Genomic DNA, 23,584 nt, shown 5'->3' with positions numbered 1-23,584 from the left:
CTAAATATTTAATTTATATAATCTGGTGGCTGTATTATTTAAGTCACCAGCTATAATAATTTTTTTCAGAATCTGAGTATACATAAATATAAATTTTTTATTAATAGAATTAATTTTTTATAAATTATATTTTACCATAAATTTATTTATTTTTTTAAATTTTTCATTTTTTTTAGTAAAATAAATAATTTTTTTATCTTTATATTTTTATTTTATATTTTCAATGGTTTTAGCATATAAAAATAATTACATTTATTGTGTATATATTTGAAAAAAGTTAATGCTCCTATTCTTCATTTAAACAAGGAATTCTGATGGTTTATTCTTATACTGAAAAGAAAAGAATTCGTAAAGATTTCGGAAAACGCCCTCAAGTATTAAATATACCTTATTTACTTTCTATCCAATTAGATTCTTTTAAAAAATTTATTAACCAAGATCCTACAGGAGAATATGGACTAGAAGCTGCATTTCGTTCAGTTTTTCCCATAAAAAGCTATAATGGTAATGCTGAATTGCAATATGTTAATTTCCGTATTGGAGACAATACATTTGATGTCAAAGAATGCCAAATCAGAGGTTTAACTTATTCTTCCCCTTTGCGTGTTAAGCTTAGGTTAATTATTTATGATAGAGATACTGCATCTACAAGTATCAAAGATATTAAAGAACAAGAAGTGTATATGGGAGAAATTCCATTAATGACAGATAATGGAACTTTTGTTGTAAACGGAACAGAACGTGTAGTAGTTTCTCAATTACATCGTAGTCCAGGAGTTTTTTTTGATAGTGACAAAGGGAAAACACATTCTTCTGGAAAGATATTATACAACGCTCGAGTTATTCCTTATAGAGGGTCATGGTTAGATTTTGAATTTGATCCAAAAGATCATCTGTTTGTAAGAATAGACAGAAGAAGAAAATTACCTGTTACAATTATATTGCGTGCATTAAATTATAATACAGAGGAAATATTAGATATTTTCTTTCAAAAAAATGTTTATATTATTAATAATAGTTGTATTCAATTGCAATTAGTTCCAGAAAGATTACGAGGAGAGACTGCTTCTTTTGATATTAAATCACAAGGGATTCGATATGTTGAAAAAGGAAGAAGAATCACTGCTCGGCATATACAAAATTTAAAAAAAAATAAAATTAATCTAATTCAAGTTCCAATAGAATATCTATTAAAAAAAGTAGTATCGAAAAATTACATTCATCCTAAAACAGGTATACCTATAATAAATGCTAATACTGAATTGTCTTTAGAAATAATAGAAGAAATTAAGAAATCGGGATTCACTCAAATTGAAACGATTTTTACTAATGATCTTGATCATGGTCCATATATATCTGAAACGTTAAAAATAGATTCTACGTTTGATAGAAATTCTGCGTTAGTGGAAATATATAGAATGATGAGACCTGGAGAACCTCCTACTAAAGAAGCTGCAGAAAATCTTTTTGACAATCTTTTTTTTAACGAAGAAAGATATGATTTATCATCGGTAGGTCGTATGAAATTTAATCGTTCTTTGTTCAGAAAAGCGTCAAGTGGATCAGGTATTCTAAATATAGAAGATATTATTGATGTAATAAAAAAATTAGTTGATATTAGAAATGGAAAAGGAGACATTGATGATATTGACCATTTAGGTAATAGAAGAATTAGATCTGTAGGTGAAATGGCAGAAAATCAATTTAGAATTGGATTAGTTCGTGTTGAAAGAGCAGTAAAAGAAAGACTGTCTATTGGGGATGTAGATACTGCTATGCCTCAGGATATAATTAATGCAAAACCAATTTCTGCTGCAATTAAAGAATTTTTTGGTTCAAGTCAATTATCTCAGTTTATGGATCAAAATAATCCTTTATCTGAAATAACTCATAAACGACGTATTTCTGCTTTAGGAATTGGAGGATTAACCAGAGAAAGAGCTGGATTTGAAGTTCGTGATGTACATCCTACCCATTATGGAAGAGTTTGTCCGATTGAAACTCCAGAAGGTCCTAATATAGGATTAATTAATTCTTTATCAGTATATGCAAGAACAAACGAATATGGTTTTTTAGAAACTCCTTATCGTAAAGTAAAAGAAGGAATGGTGACAAATGATATTCATTATCTTTCTGCTATTGAAGAAGGTAATTATATTATTGCTCAAGCAAATACTAATATTAAAAGTAATGGTAGATTAAAAGAAGAATTGATTACTTGTAGAAATAAAGGGGAATCAAGTTTATTTCATTTTTCTCAAGTAAATTATATGGATGTTTCGACTCAGCAGATTGTTTCGGTTGGAGCTTCTTTAATTCCTTTTTTAGAACATGATGACGCAAATAGAGCTTTAATGGGCGCTAATATGCAGAGACAAGCAGTACCTACTTTAAAATCAGAAACTCCATTAGTTGGAACAGGCATGGAAAGAGCTGTAGCAGTAGACTCTGGAGTAACAATTATTGCGAAAAGAAGTGGAATAATACAATATGTAGATTCTTCTAGAATTGTTGTTAAAGTTAATGATGATGAAACATTAATAGGTCAATCTAGTATTGATATTTATAATTTGACAAAATATACGAAATCTAATCAGAATACTTGTATTAATCAAAATCCATGCGTTTTTTTATATGATGAAATAAAAAAAGGAGATGTTATTGCTGATGGACCTGCTACTGATTTAGGAGAATTAGCTTTAGGGCAAAATATGCGGATAGCATTTATGCCTTGGAATGGATATAATTTTGAAGATTCGATTTTAATTTCTGAAAGAATTGTTAAAGAAGATAAATTTACTACAATACATATTCAAGAATTATCTTGTATATCTCGTGATACCAAGCTTGGACCAGAAGAAATTACATCTGATATACCTAATGTTGGAGAAGCAGCTTTATCAAAATTAGATGAATCAGGTATTGTGTATATAGGAGCGGAAGTTGTTAGTGGTGATATATTAATAGGAAAAGTTACACCTAAAGGAGAAACACAATTAACTCCAGAAGAAAAATTATTAAGAGCTATATTTGGAGAAAAAGCTTCTGATGTAAAAGATTCTTCTTTGAGAGTTCCAAATGGTTCTTCTGGTACTGTTATTGATGTACAGATTTTTACTCGAGATGGAATTAAAAAAGATAAACGAGCATTAGAAATTGAATCAATGCAACTAAAAGAAATTCAAAAAGATTTACAAGAAGAGTTAAAAATATTTGAATCGAGTTTAGTTTTGCGTATAAAACAATTGTTATTAAGTGAGGGTATATCTAAAGAGAAATTAGAAAAATTACCTCATGAAAAATGGTTAAATATTGTTTTAAACAATGAACTTAAGCAAGAAAAATTAAATCAATTGATTTTGCAATTTAATAATTTAAAAAAAGAATTTAAAAAAAAATTAGAATTACAAAGGAGAAAGATTATTCAAGGAGATGATTTAGCTCCGGGTATTTTAAAGGTTGTAAAAGTATATATTGCAGTCAAAAGAAATATTCAAACTGGAGATAAAATGGCAGGTAGACATGGTAATAAAGGTGTTATATCTAAAATTAATCCAGTAGAAGATATGCCATATGATATTAACGGCAATCCAGTTGATATTGTTTTAAATCCATTAGGAGTTCCTTCAAGGATGAATATTGGTCAAATATTAGAAATACATTTAGGAATGGCTGCAAAAGGGATTGGAGATAAAATTAGTTCATATTTATCTAATAGTAAAAAAAATATTGCTAATTTAAGAAATTTTATACAGCAAGCTTATGATGTTGGAGAAAATTTGCGTCAAAAAGTAGATCTTTCATTATTTTCAGATCAGGAAATATTGCAATTAGCAAATAATTTAAAAAATGGTATGCCTATAGCAACACCTGTATTTGACGGAGCGCAAGAAACAGAAATAAAAAAGTTTTTAGAATTAGCGGACTTGCCGAAATCTGGACAAATAGATCTTTTTGATGGCAGAACAGGAGAAAAATTTGAGAGACCTGTAACGGTTGGTTACATGTATATGTTAAAATTAAATCATTTAGTAGATGATAAAATGCATGCAAGATCTACTGGTTCTTATAGCTTAGTTACACAACAACCTTTAGGAGGTAAAGCTCAATTTGGAGGTCAGCGTTTTGGAGAAATGGAGGTCTGGGCTTTAGAAGCATATGGAGCTTCTTATACTTTACAAGAAATGTTAACTGTTAAATCGGATGATGTTAATGGTCGAACTAAAATGTATAAAAATATTGTTGATGGAAATTATCATATGGAACCAGGTATGCCTGAATCGTTTAATGTACTGCTGAAAGAAATTAGATCATTAGCAATTAATATTGAATTAGAAAATGAATAAGTATTAAATTTTTAAGAGTAATCAATTTAAAATATTAAAAACCATATAACTAGATCACTTCGGATTTTTTTGTTCCGACGAGAGCCAAATCTGTGAAAGACTTATTAAAATTCCTTAAAACACAAAATAAAAATGAAGAATTTGATGCCATTAAAATTGCATTAGCTTCTCCAGACATGATTCGTTCATGGTCTTTTGGTGAAGTAAAAAAACCAGAAACTATAAATTATCGTACATTTAAACCAGAAAGAGATGGCCTATTTTGTGCTAGAATTTTTGGACCTGTAAAAGATTATGAGTGTTTATGTGGGAAATATAAACGCTTAAAACATAGAGGTGTAATTTGTGAAAAATGTGGAGTAGAAGTCACTCAAAGCAAAGTACGTCGTGATCGTATGGGTCATATTGAATTAGCGGCTCCTATTGCTCATATATGGTTTTTAAAGTCTTTACCTTCTCGGATAGGTTTACTGTTAGATATGCCTTTAAGGGACATAGAAAGAGTTTTATATTTTGAATCCTATGTGGTTATTGATGGAGGTATTACTAGTTTTGAAACGGGGCGTGTTTTAACAGAAGAACAATATTTAAATGCATTAGATGAATTTGGAGATGAATTTAATGCAAAAATGGGTGCTGAAGCCATACAGTTACTATTAAAAAAAATAGAAATTAAAAATGAATGTATCCGATTAAGAATTGAGTTAAAAGAAAGTAATTCGGAAACTAAACGAAAAAAGTTAACTAAAAGAATAAAATTATTAGAATCTTTTTTACATTCTAGCAATAAACCTGAATGGATGATTTTAACTGTATTACCTGTACTTCCTCCAGACTTAAGGCCATTAGTTCCGTTAGATGGAGGTAGATTTGCTACTTCTGATTTAAATGATTTATATCGAAGAGTAATTAATAGAAACAATCGATTAAGAAGATTATTAGATTTATCGGCTCCTGATATCATTATTAGAAATGAAAAGCGTATGTTACAAGAAGCTATTGATGCTTTATTAGATAATGGAAGAAGAGGAAGAGCAATAACAGGATCTAATAAACGACCCTTAAAATCGTTAGCTGATATGATTAAAGGAAAACAAGGAAGATTTCGGCAAAATTTATTAGGTAAAAGAGTTGATTATTCTGGTCGCTCAGTAATTACTGTAGGTCCTTATTTGAAGTTAAACCAATGCGGTTTACCAAAAAAAATGGCATTAGAATTATTTAAACCTTTTATATATGGAAAATTAGAATTACGTAATTTAGCTAGTACAATTAAAGCAGCAAAAAAAATGGTAGAGAGAGAAGAATCAGTAGTATGGGATATATTAGACGAAGTAATAAAAAAACATCCAGTATTATTAAATAGAGCTCCAACATTACATCGGTTAGGAATTCAAGCTTTTGAACCTATCCTTATTGAAGGAAAGGCAATACAATTACATCCTCTTGTATGTGCAGCATATAATGCTGATTTTGACGGTGATCAGATGGCAGTACATGTTCCTTTAACTGCCGAAGCTCAGTTAGAAGCTAGAGCATTAATGATGTCAACAAATAATATTCTTTCTCCAGCAAATGGTGAGCCTATTATAGTTCCATCTCAAGATGTTGTATTAGGATTATATTATATGACACGAGAAAAAATTAATGCAAAAGGTGAAGGGATGCTATTGAGTAGCGCTCAAGAAGCAGAACGTTTGTATTATTTGGGAATGGTAGACTTGCATGCGTTAGTAAAAGTAAAAATAACTGAATATACTAAGAAAAAAGATAACAGTTTAGTTAAATCTACATATATTGCTTCAACTACTATTGGTAGAGCAATCTTATGGACCATTATACCAAAAGGTCTTTCTTTTTTTATGATTAATCAAGTTTTAGGAAAAAAATCAATTTCGATGATGCTGAATACTTGTTATCGGGTATTAGGATTAAAAGAAACTGTTTTATTTGCAGATCAAATTATGTATACAGGTTTTAATTTTGCTACAAAATCAGGAGCTTCAGTTGGTATCGATGATATGGTTATACCTGAAGAAAAAAATGAAATTATTTTAGAAGCAGAAAATGAAGTATCTGAAATTCAAGAACAGTTTCAATCTGGTTTAGTGACTTCAGGGGAGAGATATAATAAAGTTATAGATATTTGGGCAGTTGCTAATGAAAGGGTTGCCAAAGCAATGATGAAAAATTTGTCTACTGAAATTAAAGTAAATAAAATAGGTAAAATAGAACAACAAATTTCATTTAATAGTATTTTTATGATGGCTGATTCAGGAGCTAGAGGTTCAGCGGCTCAAATTAGACAGCTAGCAGGAATGAGGGGGTTAATGGCAAAACCAGATGGCTCAATTATAGAAACTCCTATTACCGCAAATTTTAGAGAAGGATTGAATGTATTACAATATTTTATTTCAACACATGGAGCAAGAAAAGGTCTAGCTGATACGGCTTTGAAAACTGCTAATTCTGGATATTTAACGCGTCGATTGGTAGACGTTGCGCAAGATTTGGTTGTAACAGAGGATGATTGTGGAACTCATGAAGGTATTACTATGACTCCTGTGATTGAAGGTGGTGAAGTAAAAGAGCCTTTGCGAGATAGAGTTTTAGGTAGAGTAACTGCAGAAAAAATATTATCACCAGATAACAAAAAAATTGTGTTAATTAAACGTAATGTTGTCCTTAACGAACAATTATGCGATATTTTAGAAACGAATTCTATTGATAACGTTAAAGTACGTTCAGTAGTTAATTGTGAAACAGATTTTGGTGTTTGTGCTTATTGTTATGGTCGAGATTTAGCGCGAGGAAGTCTAGTTAAAAAAGGTGAAGCAATAGGGGTAATTGCTGCACAATCTATTGGAGAACCTGGAACGCAGCTTACGATGAGAACTTTCCATATTGGAGGTGCGGCATCTAGAATGGCAACAGAATCTAATATACAAGTAAAGAATACTGGAACAATAAAATTACAGTATGCAAAATTTGTTATTAATTCGTTAGGAAAAATAATTATTACTTCAAGAAACGCTGAATTACAAATGATTGATAAATATGGGAGAATTAAAGAAAGTTATAAAATACCTTATGGTACGATAATTGAAAAGCAAGATGGTTCTATTGCAAAATCTGGTGAAATTATTGCAAAATGGGATCCTCATACTATGCCTGTCATTACTGAAGTAAATGGTTTTATAAAATTTTTAGATATGATTGATGGTCAAAGCATTATACGTCAAACAGATGAACTGACTGGATTAACTTCAATCATTATTTTAGATACATCCGAAAGGACTGTTTTAGGAAAAGATTTAAGACCTGCTTTAAAAATTGTTGATAATGAAGGTAAAGATGTTTTGTTACCTGGTACTGATATGCCTGCTCAGTATTTTTTACCAGGAAAAACTATAGTACAATTAAATGATACTAGTGCAATTTGTTCAGGAGATACACTTGCTAGAATTCCTCAAGAATCAGGAGGAACTAAAGATATTACTGGAGGATTACCAAGAGTTGCAGATTTATTTGAAGCTAGAAAATCTAAAGAATTAGCGATATTAGCTGAAGTTAGCGGTATTATTTCTTTTGGTAGAGAAACTAAAGGTAAAAGAAGATTGATTATTACTCCAATCAATAATGAATCTATTCATTATGAAGAAATGATTCCAAAATGGAGACAGCTTAATGTATTTGAAGGTGAAAGGGTTGAGAAAGGAGATGTAATATCTGATGGACCTGAATCTCCCCATGATATATTAAGATTACGTGGAGTAGAGTCAGTTACGAAATATATTGTTAATGAAGTTCAAGATGTTTACCGTTTACAAGGAGTAAAAATAAATGATAAACATATTGAAGTAATTGTACGACAAATGTTAAGAAAAGCAACAATAATATTTTCTGGTGATTCTGATTTTTTAAATGGAGAGCAAGTAGAATACTCCAAGATAAGAACAAAAAATATACAATTACATTTAGAAAATAAAAAATCAATTATTTTTAGTCGCGATTTATTAGGTATTACTAAAGCTTCTTTAGCGACAGAATCTTTTATATCAGCTGCTTCATTTCAAGAAACTACCAGAGTATTAACTGAATCTGCTGTAGCGGGTAAAAAAGATGATTTAAGAGGATTAAAGGAAAACGTAATTGTTGGTCGGTTAATTCCAGCTGGAACAGGATATTCGTATCACAAAGAACGTTTATTACATAGGCAAAAACAACTAAACAAAATGTTATTAAAAAAAAATGATTCTTATAATTCTACTTTATCTTCTGCTGAAGAAGCTTCAGCTAATTTATCAGAAATGTTGAATTCTGATTTTAATTAAAAAATTTTTTGTTCTAAAGTATAACAATATTTTTTAATTATATCTTGAAAACTAATTATTTTGTAGTTTTCAAGATGGATATGTTAATTGGTATTAAAATTATTGATTAAAATTCATAAATAGTGAATATATTAATGTTAAATATGAAAACAAATAAAAACGCATTAATTAGCGTTTTCGATAAAACGAATATTTTAATTATAGCCTTAGAATTAAAAAAAAATAATTTTACAATATTTGCCACCGAGAATACATATTTATATCTTATTAAAAATAATATCAAAGCAAAAAAGTTATCTCAATACATTAATTTTCCAGAAATAATGAATGGGAAAGTAAAAACTTTACATCCAAAAATTTTAGGAGGAATATTATATAATTATCATTTAGATCATTTAGATATTAAAGAACATAAAATTATATTGTTTAGTATAGTAATCATTAATTTTTATCCATTTAATAATAAAAAATTAAATTTACATACTCAATCTAGCCAAGAAAATGTATTAAATAACATAGATATTGGGGGACCGGCTTTAGTTAGAGCTGCTGCAAAAAATTATAATAATGTTGTTATATTAACTGATTATAATGATTATCACCTTATTATAAAAATATTACAAAATAATGATAATAAAGATAATATTTTTAAATGCGAACGTCGTCTTATGAAAATATTTGCAGAAAAAGCTTTTAAGTATACTTGTTTATATGATTATTCTATTTATGAGTATTTTTTTTCTAGAATAAATAAAAAATCTTTTTCAGATACTATTTTGATAAATGTAAATAAAAAAAATAATCTTAGATATGGAGAAAATTTACATCAACAAGCTGCATTATATGCTGCTAATAATTATAATACAAATACCCAATCTATTATTGGATGTTCTCAGATTCAGGGTAAGCAACTGTCTTATAATAACATATTAGATGCTGATGTTGCTTTAGAATGTATTAAAGAATTTAATTTTACGACATGTGTTATTGTCAAACATGGTAATCCGTGTAGTGTTGCTTTAAGAAATAGCGCTTTAGAATCTTACTATTCTGCATATTCCAATGATCCTATATCTTCTTTTGGAGGTGTTATTGCTTTAAATCAAAAAATAGATCTAATTTTAGCTCAATATATTATTGACAATCAATTTGTAGAAGTTATTATCGCTCCAGATATTGATTTAAAGGCGCGTGAATTATTCAATTTAAAACCTAATATTAGACTTTTAATTTGTGGTTATGATGATAATAATAATAGTAGTGAGCATGTTGATAATCAACCAAGTTATCACTTGAAACAAATAAATAATGGATTATTAATACAGAGTACAGATTCAATAATTTCTAATAAGGATATTGCAAATTGGGAAACAGTTAGTTATAAAAAACCAAGTAAAGAAGAGATAGAAGACTGTGTTTTTGCTTTAAAAGTATCAAAGTTTGTTAAGTCTAATTCTATTGTGTATGTGCAAAATCAACAAACTCTTGCAATTGGAGGAGGTCAAACAAGTAGAATTGACGCTGTTGGAATTGCTAATTATAAGTTAAATAAAAATAACAATGTATTACATAACAAACATTTGATTATGTCTTCAGATGCATTCTTTCCATTTAAAGATTCAGTCGAAAGTGCTTTTTTAAATGGAATTTCATGCATTATTCAGCCAGGTGGATCAATTCGAGATCAAGAAGTAATTAATACTGTAAATAAATATGGTATGAAAATGATTTTTACGCATAAACGTTATTTTAAACATTAATAAAAATTGTTTTTATGAGAAATTATAAATATAGTTTACTGACATTTTTTTAAATATATATGATTATATAAATAAAAATTAATGAATTTTTATATCAATTGTATTATTCTATATTACTTATACATAAGTAATATAGAATTTTTTTAATTTATAGTTCTTTACGTATTTCTATAGCTGCTTTTACCATTGATGATAAAGCTTTCTTTGTTTCATCCCAATTTCTAGTTTTTAATCCACAATCTGGGTTAACCCATAATCTTTTTTTATCAATATGTTTTATTGCTTTTTTTAGAAGATTTTTTATATTACTAATAGATGGAATATTGGGAGAATGTATATCATAAACGCCAGGACCTATTTCATTAGGATAATTAAATGCTTTAAATAGTTCTAATAACTCCATATCAGAGCGAGAAGTTTCAATTGTGATTACGTCAGCATCTAATTGAGTAATAGCTTCCATAAAATCGTTAAATTCACAATAACACATATGAGTATGAATTTGAGTGGAATCTTTTACTTCAGCGCAACTTAATTTAAAACAAAAAATAGCCCATTTTAAATACAAACCCCATTCTTTTTTATGTAATGGTAATCCTTCACGTAAAGCAGGTTCATCTATTTGAATAATATTAATTCCTGATTTTTCTAGTGATAAGACTTCATCTTGTAATGATAATGCGATTTGTTTAGCTATGATTTCTTTTGGTAAATCTTCTCGAGGAAAAGACCATTGTAAAATAGTTACTGGTCCAGTTAACATTCCTTTTACAGGTTTTTGTGTTAAACTTTGAGCATAACATGTAAATTCTGTAGTTATATTTTTTTTTCTACTAATATCTCCAATGATAATAGGTGGTTTAACACAACGAGATCCATAGCTTTGAACCCAGCCATTATTAGTAAAAGCAAATCCATTTAAATATTCACTAAAATATTCAACCATATCATTTCTTTCTGGTTCTCCATGTACTAAAACGTCTAATCCTAACATTTCTTGTTCTTCAATAACTTTTTTTATTTCTTTTTTTATTTCATTATTATAAAATCGTTCATTAATTAAATTATTTTTAAAATCTGATCTTAATTTACGTATTGAATCAGTTTGAGGAAAAGATCCAATAGTAGTAGTTGGTAACACAGGTAATTGTAATAATTTTTTTTGTTCTATCGCCCTTACTTCATATTTATTATTTCTATTTGGAATAAATGATTCAATTGATTGGAGTCTTTTTTGTACTTCTGGATTGTGTACTAATTTTGAATTAGTTCTAATTAATATAGGTTCAACCCATTTTGTCAATATATTAACGTTATCATTTTGTAATGCATTTTTTAATATGCATAGTTCATAACATTTTTGCACAGCAAAAGCAAACCAACTTTTTATTTCTTTATTAAGATACTTTTCATCTTTTAAATCAATGGGTGAATGTAATAATGAGCAAGATGTACTCAAAAAAAATTGTTTTCTAGTATACTGAATTTTTTTAATTTGATAAAACCAATTAATTAAGTCTGTTTTCCAAATATTGCGACCATTAACGATTCCTAAAGAAAATAACCAATCTTCTGGAATGATTGTATTTAAAATATTTAGATTTTTTTTAGAGTTAATAATATCAATATGTAAACCTTGTATTGGGAGATTACAAATAGTATCTATATTATGACTAATATCACCAAAATAAGTTGTTAATAAAATATTATTTTGTTTATTATCGTTTAGATTATAATAAGTTTTTTCAAAAGCTTTTAGCCATTCAGAAGGCAATTCTAATGTAAGTATTGGTTCATCAATTTGAATCCAATCAATATTTCTTTTATTAATTTCTGAAAGAATATAATGATAAATAGGTAAAATAGAATCTAGTAAATCTAATTTATTAAAATGTTCTCCTTTAATTTTTCCTAACCATAAATAACTTAAAGGTCCAAGTAAAACAGGTTTTACACGATAACCATATGTAATTGCTTCATCTACTTCGTCTATTAGTTGGTTCCAACTATATTGAAACTGAGTATTTTTTGAAAATTCAGGTACAATATAATGATAATTAGTATTAAACCATTTAGTCATTTCTGAAGCGAAGGATTTTGGACCTGTAGGAGCAGCGCCTCTTGCAATACGGAATAATGTATCAATATTAATTACGGTATTTTTTTGGTCGATATGCCTTTTTGGTATGTTACCTAACATCATTGATGTTGTTAGAACATGATCATACCAAGCAAAATCCCCTACTGTTACCAAATCTATTCCTGATTTAACTTGTTGTTCCCAATTATTTTTTCTTAATATTTTACCTACTGTAAATAATTGTTCTTGCGATATTAAACCTTTCCAATAATTTTCTTGAGCTTTTTTTAATTCTCGATCTTTTCCTATTCTAGGATATCCAACCACATGATTTAAAATATTCATTCTAACATCTCCAAAATATTTTATATACAAAATAAAAATGAACTATGTGTTATACTGATTAAATTTTTGTATTTCTGATAGTATGAAAAAATATATGATTTAAATCATTTTTAATTTATATATAAATATTGAATTTTATACAATTATTTATTGTAAATAATTTTATAATTATATATGTAAATATACATTTATTTTTTATCAATTTATTAATTCAAAAATTAAATGAAGTATATATTTAATATATTTTATATATGTATAATCATGCGTTAATTATAATTATGCAACATATTTAAAATTTAGTGTATATTATAGATATAATAAATTATGCAGATAAAAATTTCAGTTTTAGTTTATATGTATCAATATAAATTGATAACTTTTTGTATTCTATACCGTAAATATAATTTGATGTAATTAATAAATAAAAAGGAAAAATAAAAAATTAACATTTTTAAAATTATAATATTTTTAATATTAATTAAAATTACAATAAAAATTATTAACTATTTATTATAAAATAATAAAATTAATACATATAGATTAGATATTTTTAATGAACAATATGTAAATTGATTTATTTTTAACTTTATAGTTTTAATTGTTATTTATTTGCATATTTTTTTGTTTTTTATAAAAGTATTATATAAACAATATGCAACTGCGTCTTCGTTATTACTACCTATTATTGGAACATCAGGTAAGCTTTTTTTTAATTCTATGTCTCCATTTTTCATTATAAAACTATTACCTGATATTGATAGCATATCTTTATCATTCATGCCATCTCCAAACGCAATGCAATTATTTAATGAAAGATTTAGTTTTTTTAATAAAAAAATTAAAGCTGTGCCTTTAGATACTTTATTTTTATTTATTTCTAAGCAATTTTTTTTTGAAAAAGTAGTAGTAATTTTATTTTTAAATTTTTTTTGTAAATAAGATTGTATAATTTTTAGTTGAGAATAGTTATTAGAGGTAAAAAAAATTTTTTCTGCGTTTTTATTTTTAAAAAAATTTTTAGTATAGAGTTGATTTTTTATGCTAAATGAATTTAATAGTTTTAGATTCGTGTCAATATTTTTATTTGTATACCATTTATTTTTAAAATAAATGTGAGTAATTATATCTTGTTTTAAATAAAACATTTGACTTAATTGTAAGGTAATATCTGTTTTTATATTATTATTATAAATTTTTTTTCCATCGTTATTGTATATTTCTGCTCCATTACAAGTAATCATAAAAGCTTGAATATTTAGTTGATTTTTGATTTTCCATGTATCAGCAAAATTGCGACCTGTTGATATAACAAAAATAGTTTCTTTATTAATAATTTTTTTTAAAATATTACGAGTATAATTACTTATATTATAATTAGATGTTAGTAAAGTTCCGTCTAAATCACATGTAATAATTTGATGCATTTTTTATTAAACCTTTTTATTTGCAATAAATTTATTTATTAACTAAAGTAATACGTTTCAAAAACTCTTTAATAAAAGATTTATTTATAATAAAAAATTTTATGTTAATTTTTTGATTATTCCATTTAATATTATTAAAATTAAATAATTCATATTTTAATATGAATATTAAGTATTTTTTAATATTTTGTTGATGAATATATTATTAATAAATGTAGTTATTATTATTTTAATACAATTGTTTAAGATAAAAATTTTACTTATTAATAGTATTTTGTATATAGTAGTTAATATTATTTTAATAATTAGAAATTTATTCCATTAACAATAAATTTATTAAAAATAGAAATATTTTTAACAAATTTTTACAAAATAATTGATAAAAATAAATTATAATTAATTATTAAGTTAATAAGAATTAAAAATTAATTTTTAATTGAATTATATTTATTATTGAAATACAAATTTCATTTGTAATTTAATTACATTAAAATCAAAACTGATATATTTTAAATTTTTTTATTAATTCTTTTCTATTTCTATTTTTAATTTTTTCATTGCGTTTTTTTCTAATTGTCGTACTCTTTCTGCTGAAATCCCGTAATGTTTTGCAATTTTTTGTAAAGTTTCTTTATTTTTTTCATCTAACCAACGAGCACGAATAATATGTAGACTACGTTTATCTAATATTGATAAAGCATCAGTTAATTTATTAGCTGAATGAATATTCCAATCATTTTTTTCTAAATAGTTTGCAAAATTGGAAGAATAATCGTTTAAATATGCATAATTATTATATTTTTGTTTTCCATCAATGTATTCTTCTTCAGGTGTAGGATTAAAAGCAATGTCTTGGGCAGACATTCGTGATTCCATTTCTCTAACATCATTACTGGTAACTCCTAGTTCTTTTGCAACAATTTCTAATTCATTATTATTAAACCATCCTAGTCGTTGTTTATTTTTTCTAAGATTAAAAAATAATTTACGTTGAGATTTCGTAGTTGCGACTTTAACAATACGCCAATTTTTTAAAACATATTCATGTATTTCTGATTTTATCCAATGTACAGCAAATGAAACTAATCTAACACCTACTTCGGGATTAAATCTTTTAACAGCTTTCATTAATCCAATGTTTCCTTCTTGAATTAAATCAGCTTGTAATAATCCGTACCCAGAATAGTTTCTAGAAATATGAATAACAAAACGTAAATGTGATAAAATTAAAGTTTTTGCTGCATCTAAGTCTCCTTTATAATATAAAAGATGAGTGAGTTTTTTTTCTTTTTCTAAAGATAACATTGGCCAATTATTTGCTGCTCTTATATATGCATCTAAATTTTCTAAAGGAGTAAAAGACAACTTTTGCATTTTATGAATCATTTTTTGTCTCTATTATTTTTATTTGCTGATTTAATTTAAATAAATTTAGATTAGATAGAATCTATTTTATAGTCTACTTTATCAAAAATAATAAATCAAAGAATATATTTTCTTATATACATATCGTATTTAAAAGAAAATCTGATTATAGATAAGAGATCTATATTTATTTAATACTATTTAAAATAATGCTTCAATAAATTTTTTTGCATTAAAGACATCTAGATCTTCTGTTGTTTCTCCAATACCTATATACCTAATAGGAATAGAATATTTTTCTGCGATAGAAAAAATAACACCACCTTTAGCTGTGCCATCTAATTTAGTGATAATTAATCCTGTTATACCTAAATTTTCGTTAAAAATTTTTACTTGATCTATTGCATTTTGTCCACTACAAGCATCAATAACCAGTATAATTTCATTAGGGAAAGTAGGATTAATTTTTTTTGAAACTCGAATAATTTTTTTTATTTCTTCCATTAAGTTTATTTTATTTTGTAATCTTCCAGCTGTATCGGCTATAACAATATCGCTTTTTTTAGATTTTGCTGAATGTAGTGCATCAAAAATAACAGATGCTGGATCAGAATGTGGAAGATGTTTTACAAGAGGGATATTATTTTTTTTTGACCAAAATAATAATTGATTTATACCTGCAGCTCGGAAGGTATCGCCTGCCGCTAAGACAATAGTTTTTCCTTGCTTTTTAAATTTCTCAGATAATTTACCGATTGTTGTAGTTTTTCCTACTCCATTAACTCCTACTACTAAAATAAAAAAAGGTTCATTTTCAGTAATTACTAATGGTTGTTCTACTGTTTTTATAATTGAAAGCATAATTTTTTTTAGTAAAATATATACTTCATCTGGATTTTCTATTTGTTTATTGTTTGCATTATTAATTAGTTGGTTTATAATTTTAGATGTAGTTTTAACTCCTAAATCTGCCATGATTAATTGTTCTTCAATTTTTTTAAATATTGTTTTGTCAATTTCTTTTTTTAAAAATAAATTTTTTATATTAGTAGTAAATTTTTCTTTTGTTTTTTGGAATTTATTACTTAATCGTTGGAAAAAACTATTAGATGAATGAATATTTTCTTTTTTACAAATAATATTTTTTTCTATATTTGTGTTGCTTTCGATAATTTTATTATTTTCATTCGTTTTTTTTGATTGTATAATTTTATTTTTTTGTGTGTTATCTTTTTTTTTTTCTTTTTCTTTTTTTAAATTAAAAAAAGAAAAAAAACTGAATTTTTTTTCTTTTGACATAAATATTTTCCTGATGTTTAATTAAAAATTAATATATTTTTTATAAATTTTACTTATTATAACAAAAAAATTAAATATTTTTATTGTAAATAAATAATTATTTTGATTAAAAATGCAAATAAAAATAAAAAAAAACAACATTAAGATACGTATAACCGGTGGATATTTAAGGTCTCAATATGTATATACTCAAAGAAGTATTAATATGCGACCTACGATATCTATTAGAAGAGAAATGTTATTTAATTGGTTAGATTCATATATTTATGAATCTTCCTGTTTAGATTGTTTTTCTGGAAGTGGAATTTTAAGTATTGAATCAATTTCTCGTCATGCTAAATTTGTTACTGCATTAGAGATTCAAAAAAAAAATATATTATCTATTAGAAGTAATATGAATAGATTATTAATTAATAATGTAAAAATTGTTCATACTAATACATTAAAATGGTTAAATTCTACTAATAATAATAGTTTTGATATAATATTTATTGATCCTCCTTTTTATTTAAATATTATTAACAAAATAATTACTTTGATTTATAAAAATAATTTTACGAAAAAAGATTCTTTAATTTATGTAGAATTTTATGGGAGTGTAGAAGATTTAAAAATTCCAAAATCTTGGAAATTATATAAAATTAAAATGAATAAGAAAAAAAAATATATTTTGTATAAGTGTTTGTCATAAAGAATTTATATTTTGTATAAATTTATAATTTATATATTAATTATTATTAATAAATTAATTTTTATGATAAAAATAATATTTTTAATAATATTTAATTATTTGATTAATTGTTAATTAGTTAAAGGTTATTAATATATGACATATAGTACGTTTACCTCTTTTTTTACAACATTAAAAGTTTTTTCTAAGAATCCTATAAAATCATTATATGGTGCAAAAAACGAAATTCTTGCTGTTTTTAATGAAAACGTTCCAGTAATGTATGTTGTTACTCCTAGAATTATGAAAAAATTATTTTATGTACATAAAAAAAATATTGATTATGATCGATCAATTTTATTGAATAAGTATTTAACAAAAATAGATATTAAAGGAAAAAGTAATAGTTGTAATTATACACCTCAAGGTAAATTTCTTATCTATGATGACTGGAAGCCAGATAATAATTTTTTACATCAAGCACTTATATGGGGTATAAAATTAACAAGCGCACCAAAAAATGAAGAATTATTATCATTTATTTCATATTGGAAAGCAGAAGGAAGATTATTTCATCATATGCAATGGCAACAAAAATTTGCGCGTAGTTTAGAACGTATCAGGTTTATAAAAAATAAACATCATTGTTGTAAAAGAGATATTAATGCATTACCAGTTCCAGATAAAAAAATACCAATAGGTTTTAGAGATAAATAAAATATGGATAATCATAGCAGTTTTTTAAAAAGATTACAGCGATTAATACCAACTCATGTCAAACCAAAATTTAATACTGAACATGATTTGATATCCTGGAATCAGGAACAGGGAAGATTAGCTTCTAAAGCTATATTAAAACACAATCAATCTATAAAAATACAGAAGATTTTAGGAAGATCAGGAATTCGCGAATTGTATATTGATTGTTCATTTGATAACTATAAAATAGAACACAAAGGTCATAAAAAAGTCGTATCTGCAGCTCGACGTTATGCAGAAGAATTTAATGGTAATATAGCAAGTTTTATTTTTTCAGGAAAACCTGGAACTGGTAAAAATCATCTTGCTTCAGCAATCGGAAATCATTTAATACTTAATGGTAAAACTGTATTAATTGTAACTGTTGCAGATTTAATGTCTAATATGAAAGGAACTTTTAGCGATTCGAGTATTATTACCGAAGAAAATTTATTACATAACTTAAGTACAGTAGACTTATTAATGATCGATGAAATAGGAATGCAAACAGAATCACGTTATGAAAAAGTTATTATTAATCAAATAGTTGATAGAAGATCTTCTTCTAAACGTTCTACTGGAATGCTATCGAATTTGGATCATGAGGGAATGCGGTTATTGTTAGGAGAACGTGTTATTGATCGTATGAGATTAGGAAATAGTTTATGGTTGACATTTGAATGGGATAGTTATCGTCAATATGTAAAATAGGAATAAAATGCTAAAATAAATAATAAATTGTTAGTTTATTTTTATTCGACTGACATATTCTTCAGATCGAGTATCTATTTTGATCAAATCTCCTATTTTAATGAATAAAGGTATTTTTACTACAGCTCCTGTGGATAATGTAGCCATTTTGTTTCCCGGATTAATTGAATTTCCTTTAATAGCGTTTGTTATATTAATTACTTTTAATATAACAAAATTGTTTATAGAAATGGAGATAATTTTATTATTCCATATGTTAGCTGAATATTCGTTTTGTTCTACAATCCATTTATAATTATTTCTTAATGTATGTTGATTTATTGAAAATTGTTCAAATGATTGTTTGTCCATAAAAAAATAATTGTTTTGATCTTTATATATGTAAATAACTGAAGTTGTATGCACATTTGCAGCATTAAAATAATCTGTAGCTTTAAATGTTTTATCTAATAACTTTCCTGATATTAAATTACGTAATTTTACCCTAATAAACGCTTGTCCTTTTCCTGGTTTAACAAACTCACTATGTTCTATAGAATAAGGTTCATTTAAAAAAATAATTTTGCTTCCTTTTTTTATGTTATTACTATGTAATATAATCATAATTTTTACTTATTAAATAAAATTTAAATTTATTTAAAACTTTTCACCTTTATATCCAAGGTGAAAAGTTAAAAATATTTATTTAAATTAATTAAAAGATTTTAAATATTAACTGTTATAAAATGTGCTTTTTGAATGTAATTTATGTATTTTTTAATAAAAATGCATAAATTAATTACATCATTCCACCCATTCCACCCATTCCAGCTCCTGGAGGAGGTGTCATATCAGATTTTTCTTCTTTTGGTAAATCAGTCACCATACATTCTGTAGTAATCATTAATCCAGCAACTGAAGCTGCATATTGTAATGCTGATCGAGTTACTTTTGTTGGATCTAATATTCCAAAATCAATCATATTACCGTATTCATCTGTAGCTGCGTTATATCCATAATTTCCTTGACCATCTTTAACATTATTTGTTACAACAGATGGTTCTTCTCCTGAATTAGAAACTATTTGACGTAAAGGTGCTTCCATTGCTCGTACTGCAACTCTAATTCCAACATTTTGGTCTTCGTTTTGCCCAGAAATAGTAGATACTTTTGCTGCTACACGAACTAAAGCTACTCCTCCTCCTGGAACGACTCCTTCTTCTACTGCTGCTCTAGTAGCATGTAAAGCATCTTCTACACGAGCTTTTTTCTCTTTCATTTCAACTTCTGTTGCCGCTCCTACTTTTAATACAGCTACTCCTCCGGATAATTTAGCTAATCTTTCGTTTAATTTTTCCTTATCATAATCGGATGAAGCTTCTTGTATTTCTTGACGAATCTGATTTATTCTACCTTGGATGGTATATTTTTCTCCAATTCCGCCAATTATTGTCGTTGTGTCTTTTGTAATAACTACTCTTTTTGCTTGACCTAGATCTTCTAATGTTGTTTTTTCTAAATCCATTGCTAATTCTTCAGAAATAACAGATCCTGATGTTAAAACAGCTATGTCTTGTAACATTGCTTTTCTACGGTCTCCAAATCCAGGAGCTTTTACCGCTGCTACTTTAACAATACCTCTCATAGAATTTACTACTAATGTTGCTAAAGCTTCACCTTCTAAATCTTCAGAAATAATTAGCAGTGGTTTTCCAGATTTAGCAACTGCTTCTAGAACAGGCAATAGTTCTCTGACATTTGATATCTTTTTGTCCGCCATCAATATATAAGGATTTTCTAATTCTACTAGGCCTGTTTCAGCTTTGTTAATAAAGTAAGGAGATAAGTATCCGCGATCGAATTGCATACCTTTTACTACTTCTAATTCATTTTGTAATCCAGTTCCTTCTTCTACTGTAATTACACCATCGTTTCCTACTTTTTCCATAGCTTCAGCTATTAATGCTCCAACTTTTTCATCGGCATTTGCAGAAATGGTTCCTACTTGTGTAATTGCTTTTGAATCAGAACAAGGTACAGACATGTTTTTAAGTTCTTCTACCGCATTAATTACTGCTTTATCAATTCCTCTTTTTAAATCCATAGGATTCATTCCAGCAGCAACAGCTTTTAATCCTTCATTTACAATCGATTGTGCTAATAAAGTAGCTGTTGTTGTACCATCACCAGCAGCGTCATTTGCTTTAGAAGCTACTTCTTTTACCATTTGAGCGCCCATATTTTCAAATTTATCTTCTAACTCGATTTCTCGTGCAACAGAAACTCCATCTTTTGTTATACTTGGAGCTCCGAAAGATTTATCTAAAATTACATTACGTCCTTTTGGTCCTAGAGTTACTTTAACAGCATCTGCTAATATGTTAACACCTCGAAGCATTTTAATTCGCGCTTCATTTCCAAATTTTACGTCTTTCGCTGCCATTTTAGAGGTTTCCTTTAAAAGTAATTTTTAATTAAATAACGGATTAAATTTATTTTTCAACAATTGCTAAAATGTCACCTTCTGTTAAAATTAAAACTTCTTCATTATCAATTTTTTCAGTTTTAGCACCGTAACTTTCATTAAAAATAACAACATCACCAACTTTAACATCTAATGGTTTGATTTTACCATTTTCTAAAACTCTACCATTTCCTATTGCAATAACGGTTCCGCGTGTTGATTTACCTGCAGCTGATCCAGTTAATACTATTCCACCTGCTGATTTTAATTCAACTTCGTTGCGTTTAACGATAATACGATCGTGCAATGGACGAATGTTCATTTTAAGATCTCCTTTTGTTTTAATCAGTCCAATCGATCATTATATTATAATAAGTATTTAAATATATATATATGGATTAAATTAGAGACTTTCAAGGGTAATAATATTTAAATTTAAAAATTTATTTTTAACAAAAACTTTAAAATTATTTATTTTAAATAAAATTTGACGAAATCGATTAATTAATATATATTACTCAGAATCGATGCCCGAATAGCTCAGTCGGTAGAGCAGGGGACTGAAAATCCCCGTGTCGGTGGTTCAATTCCGCCTTCGGGCAATTTTTATTAATTCACAACATTAAATATTATTTAAATATAAAATTTTATTTTATGTATTACATAACAGTGTATATGTTCATATACATTTTATTTTCCGATACAAAATTCAGAAAAAATTTTTTTTAATACTGTTTCTGACGAATCACAATGAATAATTTCTTGTAGTAAATTAATAGCAATTCTTAAACTTTCTGACAGCAATTCTAAATTATGATTTTTTTTCCAATTTGTTAATGATTGTGATAATTCTATAAATACTTGATTAATTATAATTAAATGTCTTCTCCTAGTTGTAAAAATACTTTCTTTAGAATTATTTTTTTTATATTTATGAAATAAATAATTTGTTAATAATTTTAATCCAATATTATTTTTCGCAGAAATATAAATATGTGTTGTATTTTTATTTTTTTTAATTATAGGAGTTAATGATAATAAATCTATTTTATTAAAAATAATACAATATGATTTATCTTGCAGTAATTCATTTTCTATTTTTTTATAATATTCTTTATTTATTTTATATTTTTTTAAGTCTATAACGAATAGTACATGGTCAGCCAAATGAATCATTTTTTTTGTTTTTTTTATTCCGATTTTTTCAATTATATTATCACTTTTTCTTAATCCAGCTGTATCAGTAACAATGAATGACAATCCTTTAATTTGAATTTTTTGATGGATTAAATCTCTTGTTGTACCTGCTATGTTGGTTACAATAGATGTGTTATCTTTTGATAACATATTTAGTATAGTGGATTTTCCAGAATTAGGAGGTCCGCAGATAACTATTTTAGCCCCTTCTTTTAAAATTATTCCTTCTTTATCACTATTTTTAATTTTTAATAAAAATTTTAATGTTGTATTTAATGTATTTTCAATGACATTAAGATTGAGCATTAAACCTTCCTCTTCAGAAAAGTTTAATTCAGTTTCTAATAAAACATTGATATCAGATATATTTTTTATTACATTTTTAATGTGTTTAGAAAAATCTCCTTGCATTATTTTTAGTGATAGTTGAATTGAACTTACTGATTCAGCATTGATTAAATCAGCGATTCCTTCTGCTTGTGTTAAATCTATTTTATTATTTAAGACAGCGCGTTGTGTAAATTCCCCAGGTTTTGCCAATCGTATATGTTTAATTGTTAAAATATTTTTTATTAATAAGTCAATAATTAAATCATTTCCATGCCCTTGTAATTCTAATACGTCTTCTCCTGTAAAGGAATTAGGTTTTGGGAATAAAATAGCTATCCCCGTATCTAGAATATTACCTTTTACGTCAAAAAAATTAGAATATGTTGCTACACGAGGGGATGGTAAACATTTTAATATTAATTGAGCAACTTCAATTGTTTTTTTTCCTGAAATTCTTAATATACCTATTCCTGATTTTCCAGGAGATGTAGACTGAGCAACAATAGTTTGCATATCATACACAATAATTAGTCTCGTTATGA

The 23,584-nt window shown here is 26.4% G+C and carries 14 protein-coding genes and 1 tRNA gene; 7 read left to right on the top strand and 8 right to left on the bottom strand.

Annotation, left to right across the window (positions count from 1 at the left end; all coding sequences use genetic code 11):
- Nucleotides 1-314: 314 nt before the first annotated feature.
- From rpoB to purH, 3 genes are all read left to right on the top strand, one after another.
- Nucleotides 315-4,346, top strand: coding sequence for a DNA-directed RNA polymerase subunit beta (gene rpoB, locus AB4W61_RS00145; RefSeq protein WP_367678967.1), 4,032 nt, complete (start codon nt 315-317; stop codon nt 4,344-4,346).
- 92 nt (nt 4,347-4,438) lie between these two features.
- Nucleotides 4,439-8,680, top strand: coding sequence for a DNA-directed RNA polymerase subunit beta' (gene rpoC, locus AB4W61_RS00140; RefSeq protein ID WP_367678966.1), 4,242 nt, complete (start codon nt 4,439-4,441; stop codon nt 8,678-8,680).
- Nucleotides 8,681-8,823: 143 nt separating this feature from the next.
- Complete coding sequence (gene purH / locus AB4W61_RS00135; protein WP_367678965.1) at nt 8,824-10,440, top strand: bifunctional phosphoribosylaminoimidazolecarboxamide formyltransferase/IMP cyclohydrolase; 1,617 nt, start codon at nt 8,824-8,826, stop codon at nt 10,438-10,440.
- A gap of 148 nt (nt 10,441-10,588) precedes the next feature.
- Here purH and metE read toward each other — a convergent pair whose 3' ends face one another.
- From metE to ftsY, 4 genes are all read right to left on the bottom strand, one after another.
- Nucleotides 10,589-12,865 carry a 5-methyltetrahydropteroyltriglutamate--homocysteine S-methyltransferase gene (gene metE, locus AB4W61_RS00130; protein WP_367678964.1) on the bottom strand — a complete coding sequence of 759 codons (2,277 nt, stop codon included), beginning with the start codon at nt 12,863-12,865 and terminating at the stop codon, nt 10,589-10,591.
- A gap of 605 nt (nt 12,866-13,470) precedes the next feature.
- Nucleotides 13,471-14,289, bottom strand: coding sequence for a Cof-type HAD-IIB family hydrolase (locus tag AB4W61_RS00125; RefSeq protein WP_367678963.1), 819 nt, complete (start codon nt 14,287-14,289; stop codon nt 13,471-13,473).
- A gap of 522 nt (nt 14,290-14,811) precedes the next feature.
- The gene (gene rpoH, locus AB4W61_RS00120; protein WP_367678962.1) at nt 14,812-15,675 is read right to left on the bottom strand and encodes an RNA polymerase sigma factor RpoH; all 864 of its coding nucleotides are present in this window, start codon (nt 15,673-15,675) and stop codon (nt 14,812-14,814) included.
- A 180-nt stretch (nt 15,676-15,855) separates the two neighbouring features.
- Nucleotides 15,856-16,953 carry a signal recognition particle-docking protein FtsY gene (ftsY, locus tag AB4W61_RS00115; RefSeq protein WP_367678961.1) on the bottom strand — a complete coding sequence of 366 codons (1,098 nt, stop codon included), beginning with the start codon at nt 16,951-16,953 and terminating at the stop codon, nt 15,856-15,858.
- Between the two features lie 112 nt (nt 16,954-17,065).
- On the opposite strand from ftsY, the gene rsmD reads away from it, so the two are divergent.
- From rsmD to dnaC, 3 genes are all read left to right on the top strand, one after another.
- Nucleotides 17,066-17,644: a 16S rRNA (guanine(966)-N(2))-methyltransferase RsmD gene (gene rsmD, locus AB4W61_RS00110; protein ID WP_367678960.1), complete on the top strand. Its 579-nt coding sequence runs from the start codon at nt 17,066-17,068 to the stop codon at nt 17,642-17,644.
- A gap of 135 nt (nt 17,645-17,779) precedes the next feature.
- Entirely contained in the window at nt 17,780-18,340 is a 561-nt protein-coding gene (locus AB4W61_RS00105; protein ID WP_367678959.1) for a DnaT-like ssDNA-binding domain-containing protein, read from the top strand.
- Nucleotides 18,341-18,343: 3 nt separating this feature from the next.
- Nucleotides 18,344-19,072: a DNA replication protein DnaC gene (gene dnaC, locus AB4W61_RS00100; RefSeq protein WP_367678958.1), complete on the top strand. Its 729-nt coding sequence runs from the start codon at nt 18,344-18,346 to the stop codon at nt 19,070-19,072.
- Nucleotides 19,073-19,102: 30 nt separating this feature from the next.
- Here the strand turns inward: dnaC and efp are convergent, their stop codons facing one another.
- The 3 genes from efp to AB4W61_RS00085 all read right to left on the bottom strand — a co-directional run bounded on the left by efp (nt 19,103) and on the right by AB4W61_RS00085 (nt 21,837).
- Nucleotides 19,103-19,675 carry an elongation factor P gene (efp, locus tag AB4W61_RS00095; RefSeq protein WP_367678957.1) on the bottom strand — a complete coding sequence of 191 codons (573 nt, stop codon included), beginning with the start codon at nt 19,673-19,675 and terminating at the stop codon, nt 19,103-19,105.
- Between the two features lie 175 nt (nt 19,676-19,850).
- Entirely contained in the window at nt 19,851-21,494 is a 1,644-nt protein-coding gene (gene groL / locus AB4W61_RS00090; protein WP_367678956.1) for a chaperonin GroEL, read from the bottom strand.
- A gap of 49 nt (nt 21,495-21,543) precedes the next feature.
- Complete coding sequence (locus tag AB4W61_RS00085; RefSeq protein WP_367678955.1) at nt 21,544-21,837, bottom strand: co-chaperone GroES; 294 nt, start codon at nt 21,835-21,837, stop codon at nt 21,544-21,546.
- Nucleotides 21,838-22,044: 207 nt separating this feature from the next.
- Between AB4W61_RS00085 and AB4W61_RS00080 the strand changes: the two genes are divergently transcribed.
- Nucleotides 22,045-22,117 (top strand) — tRNA-Phe (locus AB4W61_RS00080).
- Nucleotides 22,118-22,205: 88 nt separating this feature from the next.
- On the opposite strand, the gene mnmE is transcribed toward AB4W61_RS00080, so the two are convergent.
- Nucleotides 22,206-23,555, bottom strand: a complete 1,350-nt coding sequence (gene mnmE / locus AB4W61_RS00075; RefSeq protein ID WP_367679172.1) for a tRNA uridine-5-carboxymethylaminomethyl(34) synthesis GTPase MnmE — start codon at nt 23,553-23,555, stop codon at nt 22,206-22,208.
- Between the last annotated feature and the right edge of the window lie 29 nt (nt 23,556-23,584).

The sequence above is a fragment of the Buchnera aphidicola (Thelaxes suberi) genome (assembly GCF_964059005.1).
Taxonomy (GTDB): Bacteria; Pseudomonadota; Gammaproteobacteria; order Enterobacterales; family Enterobacteriaceae; genus Buchnera_I; species Buchnera_I aphidicola_C.
The sequence above is the reverse complement of the archived record's forward strand: the minus strand, read 5'-3'. Positions and strand labels throughout refer to the sequence as shown.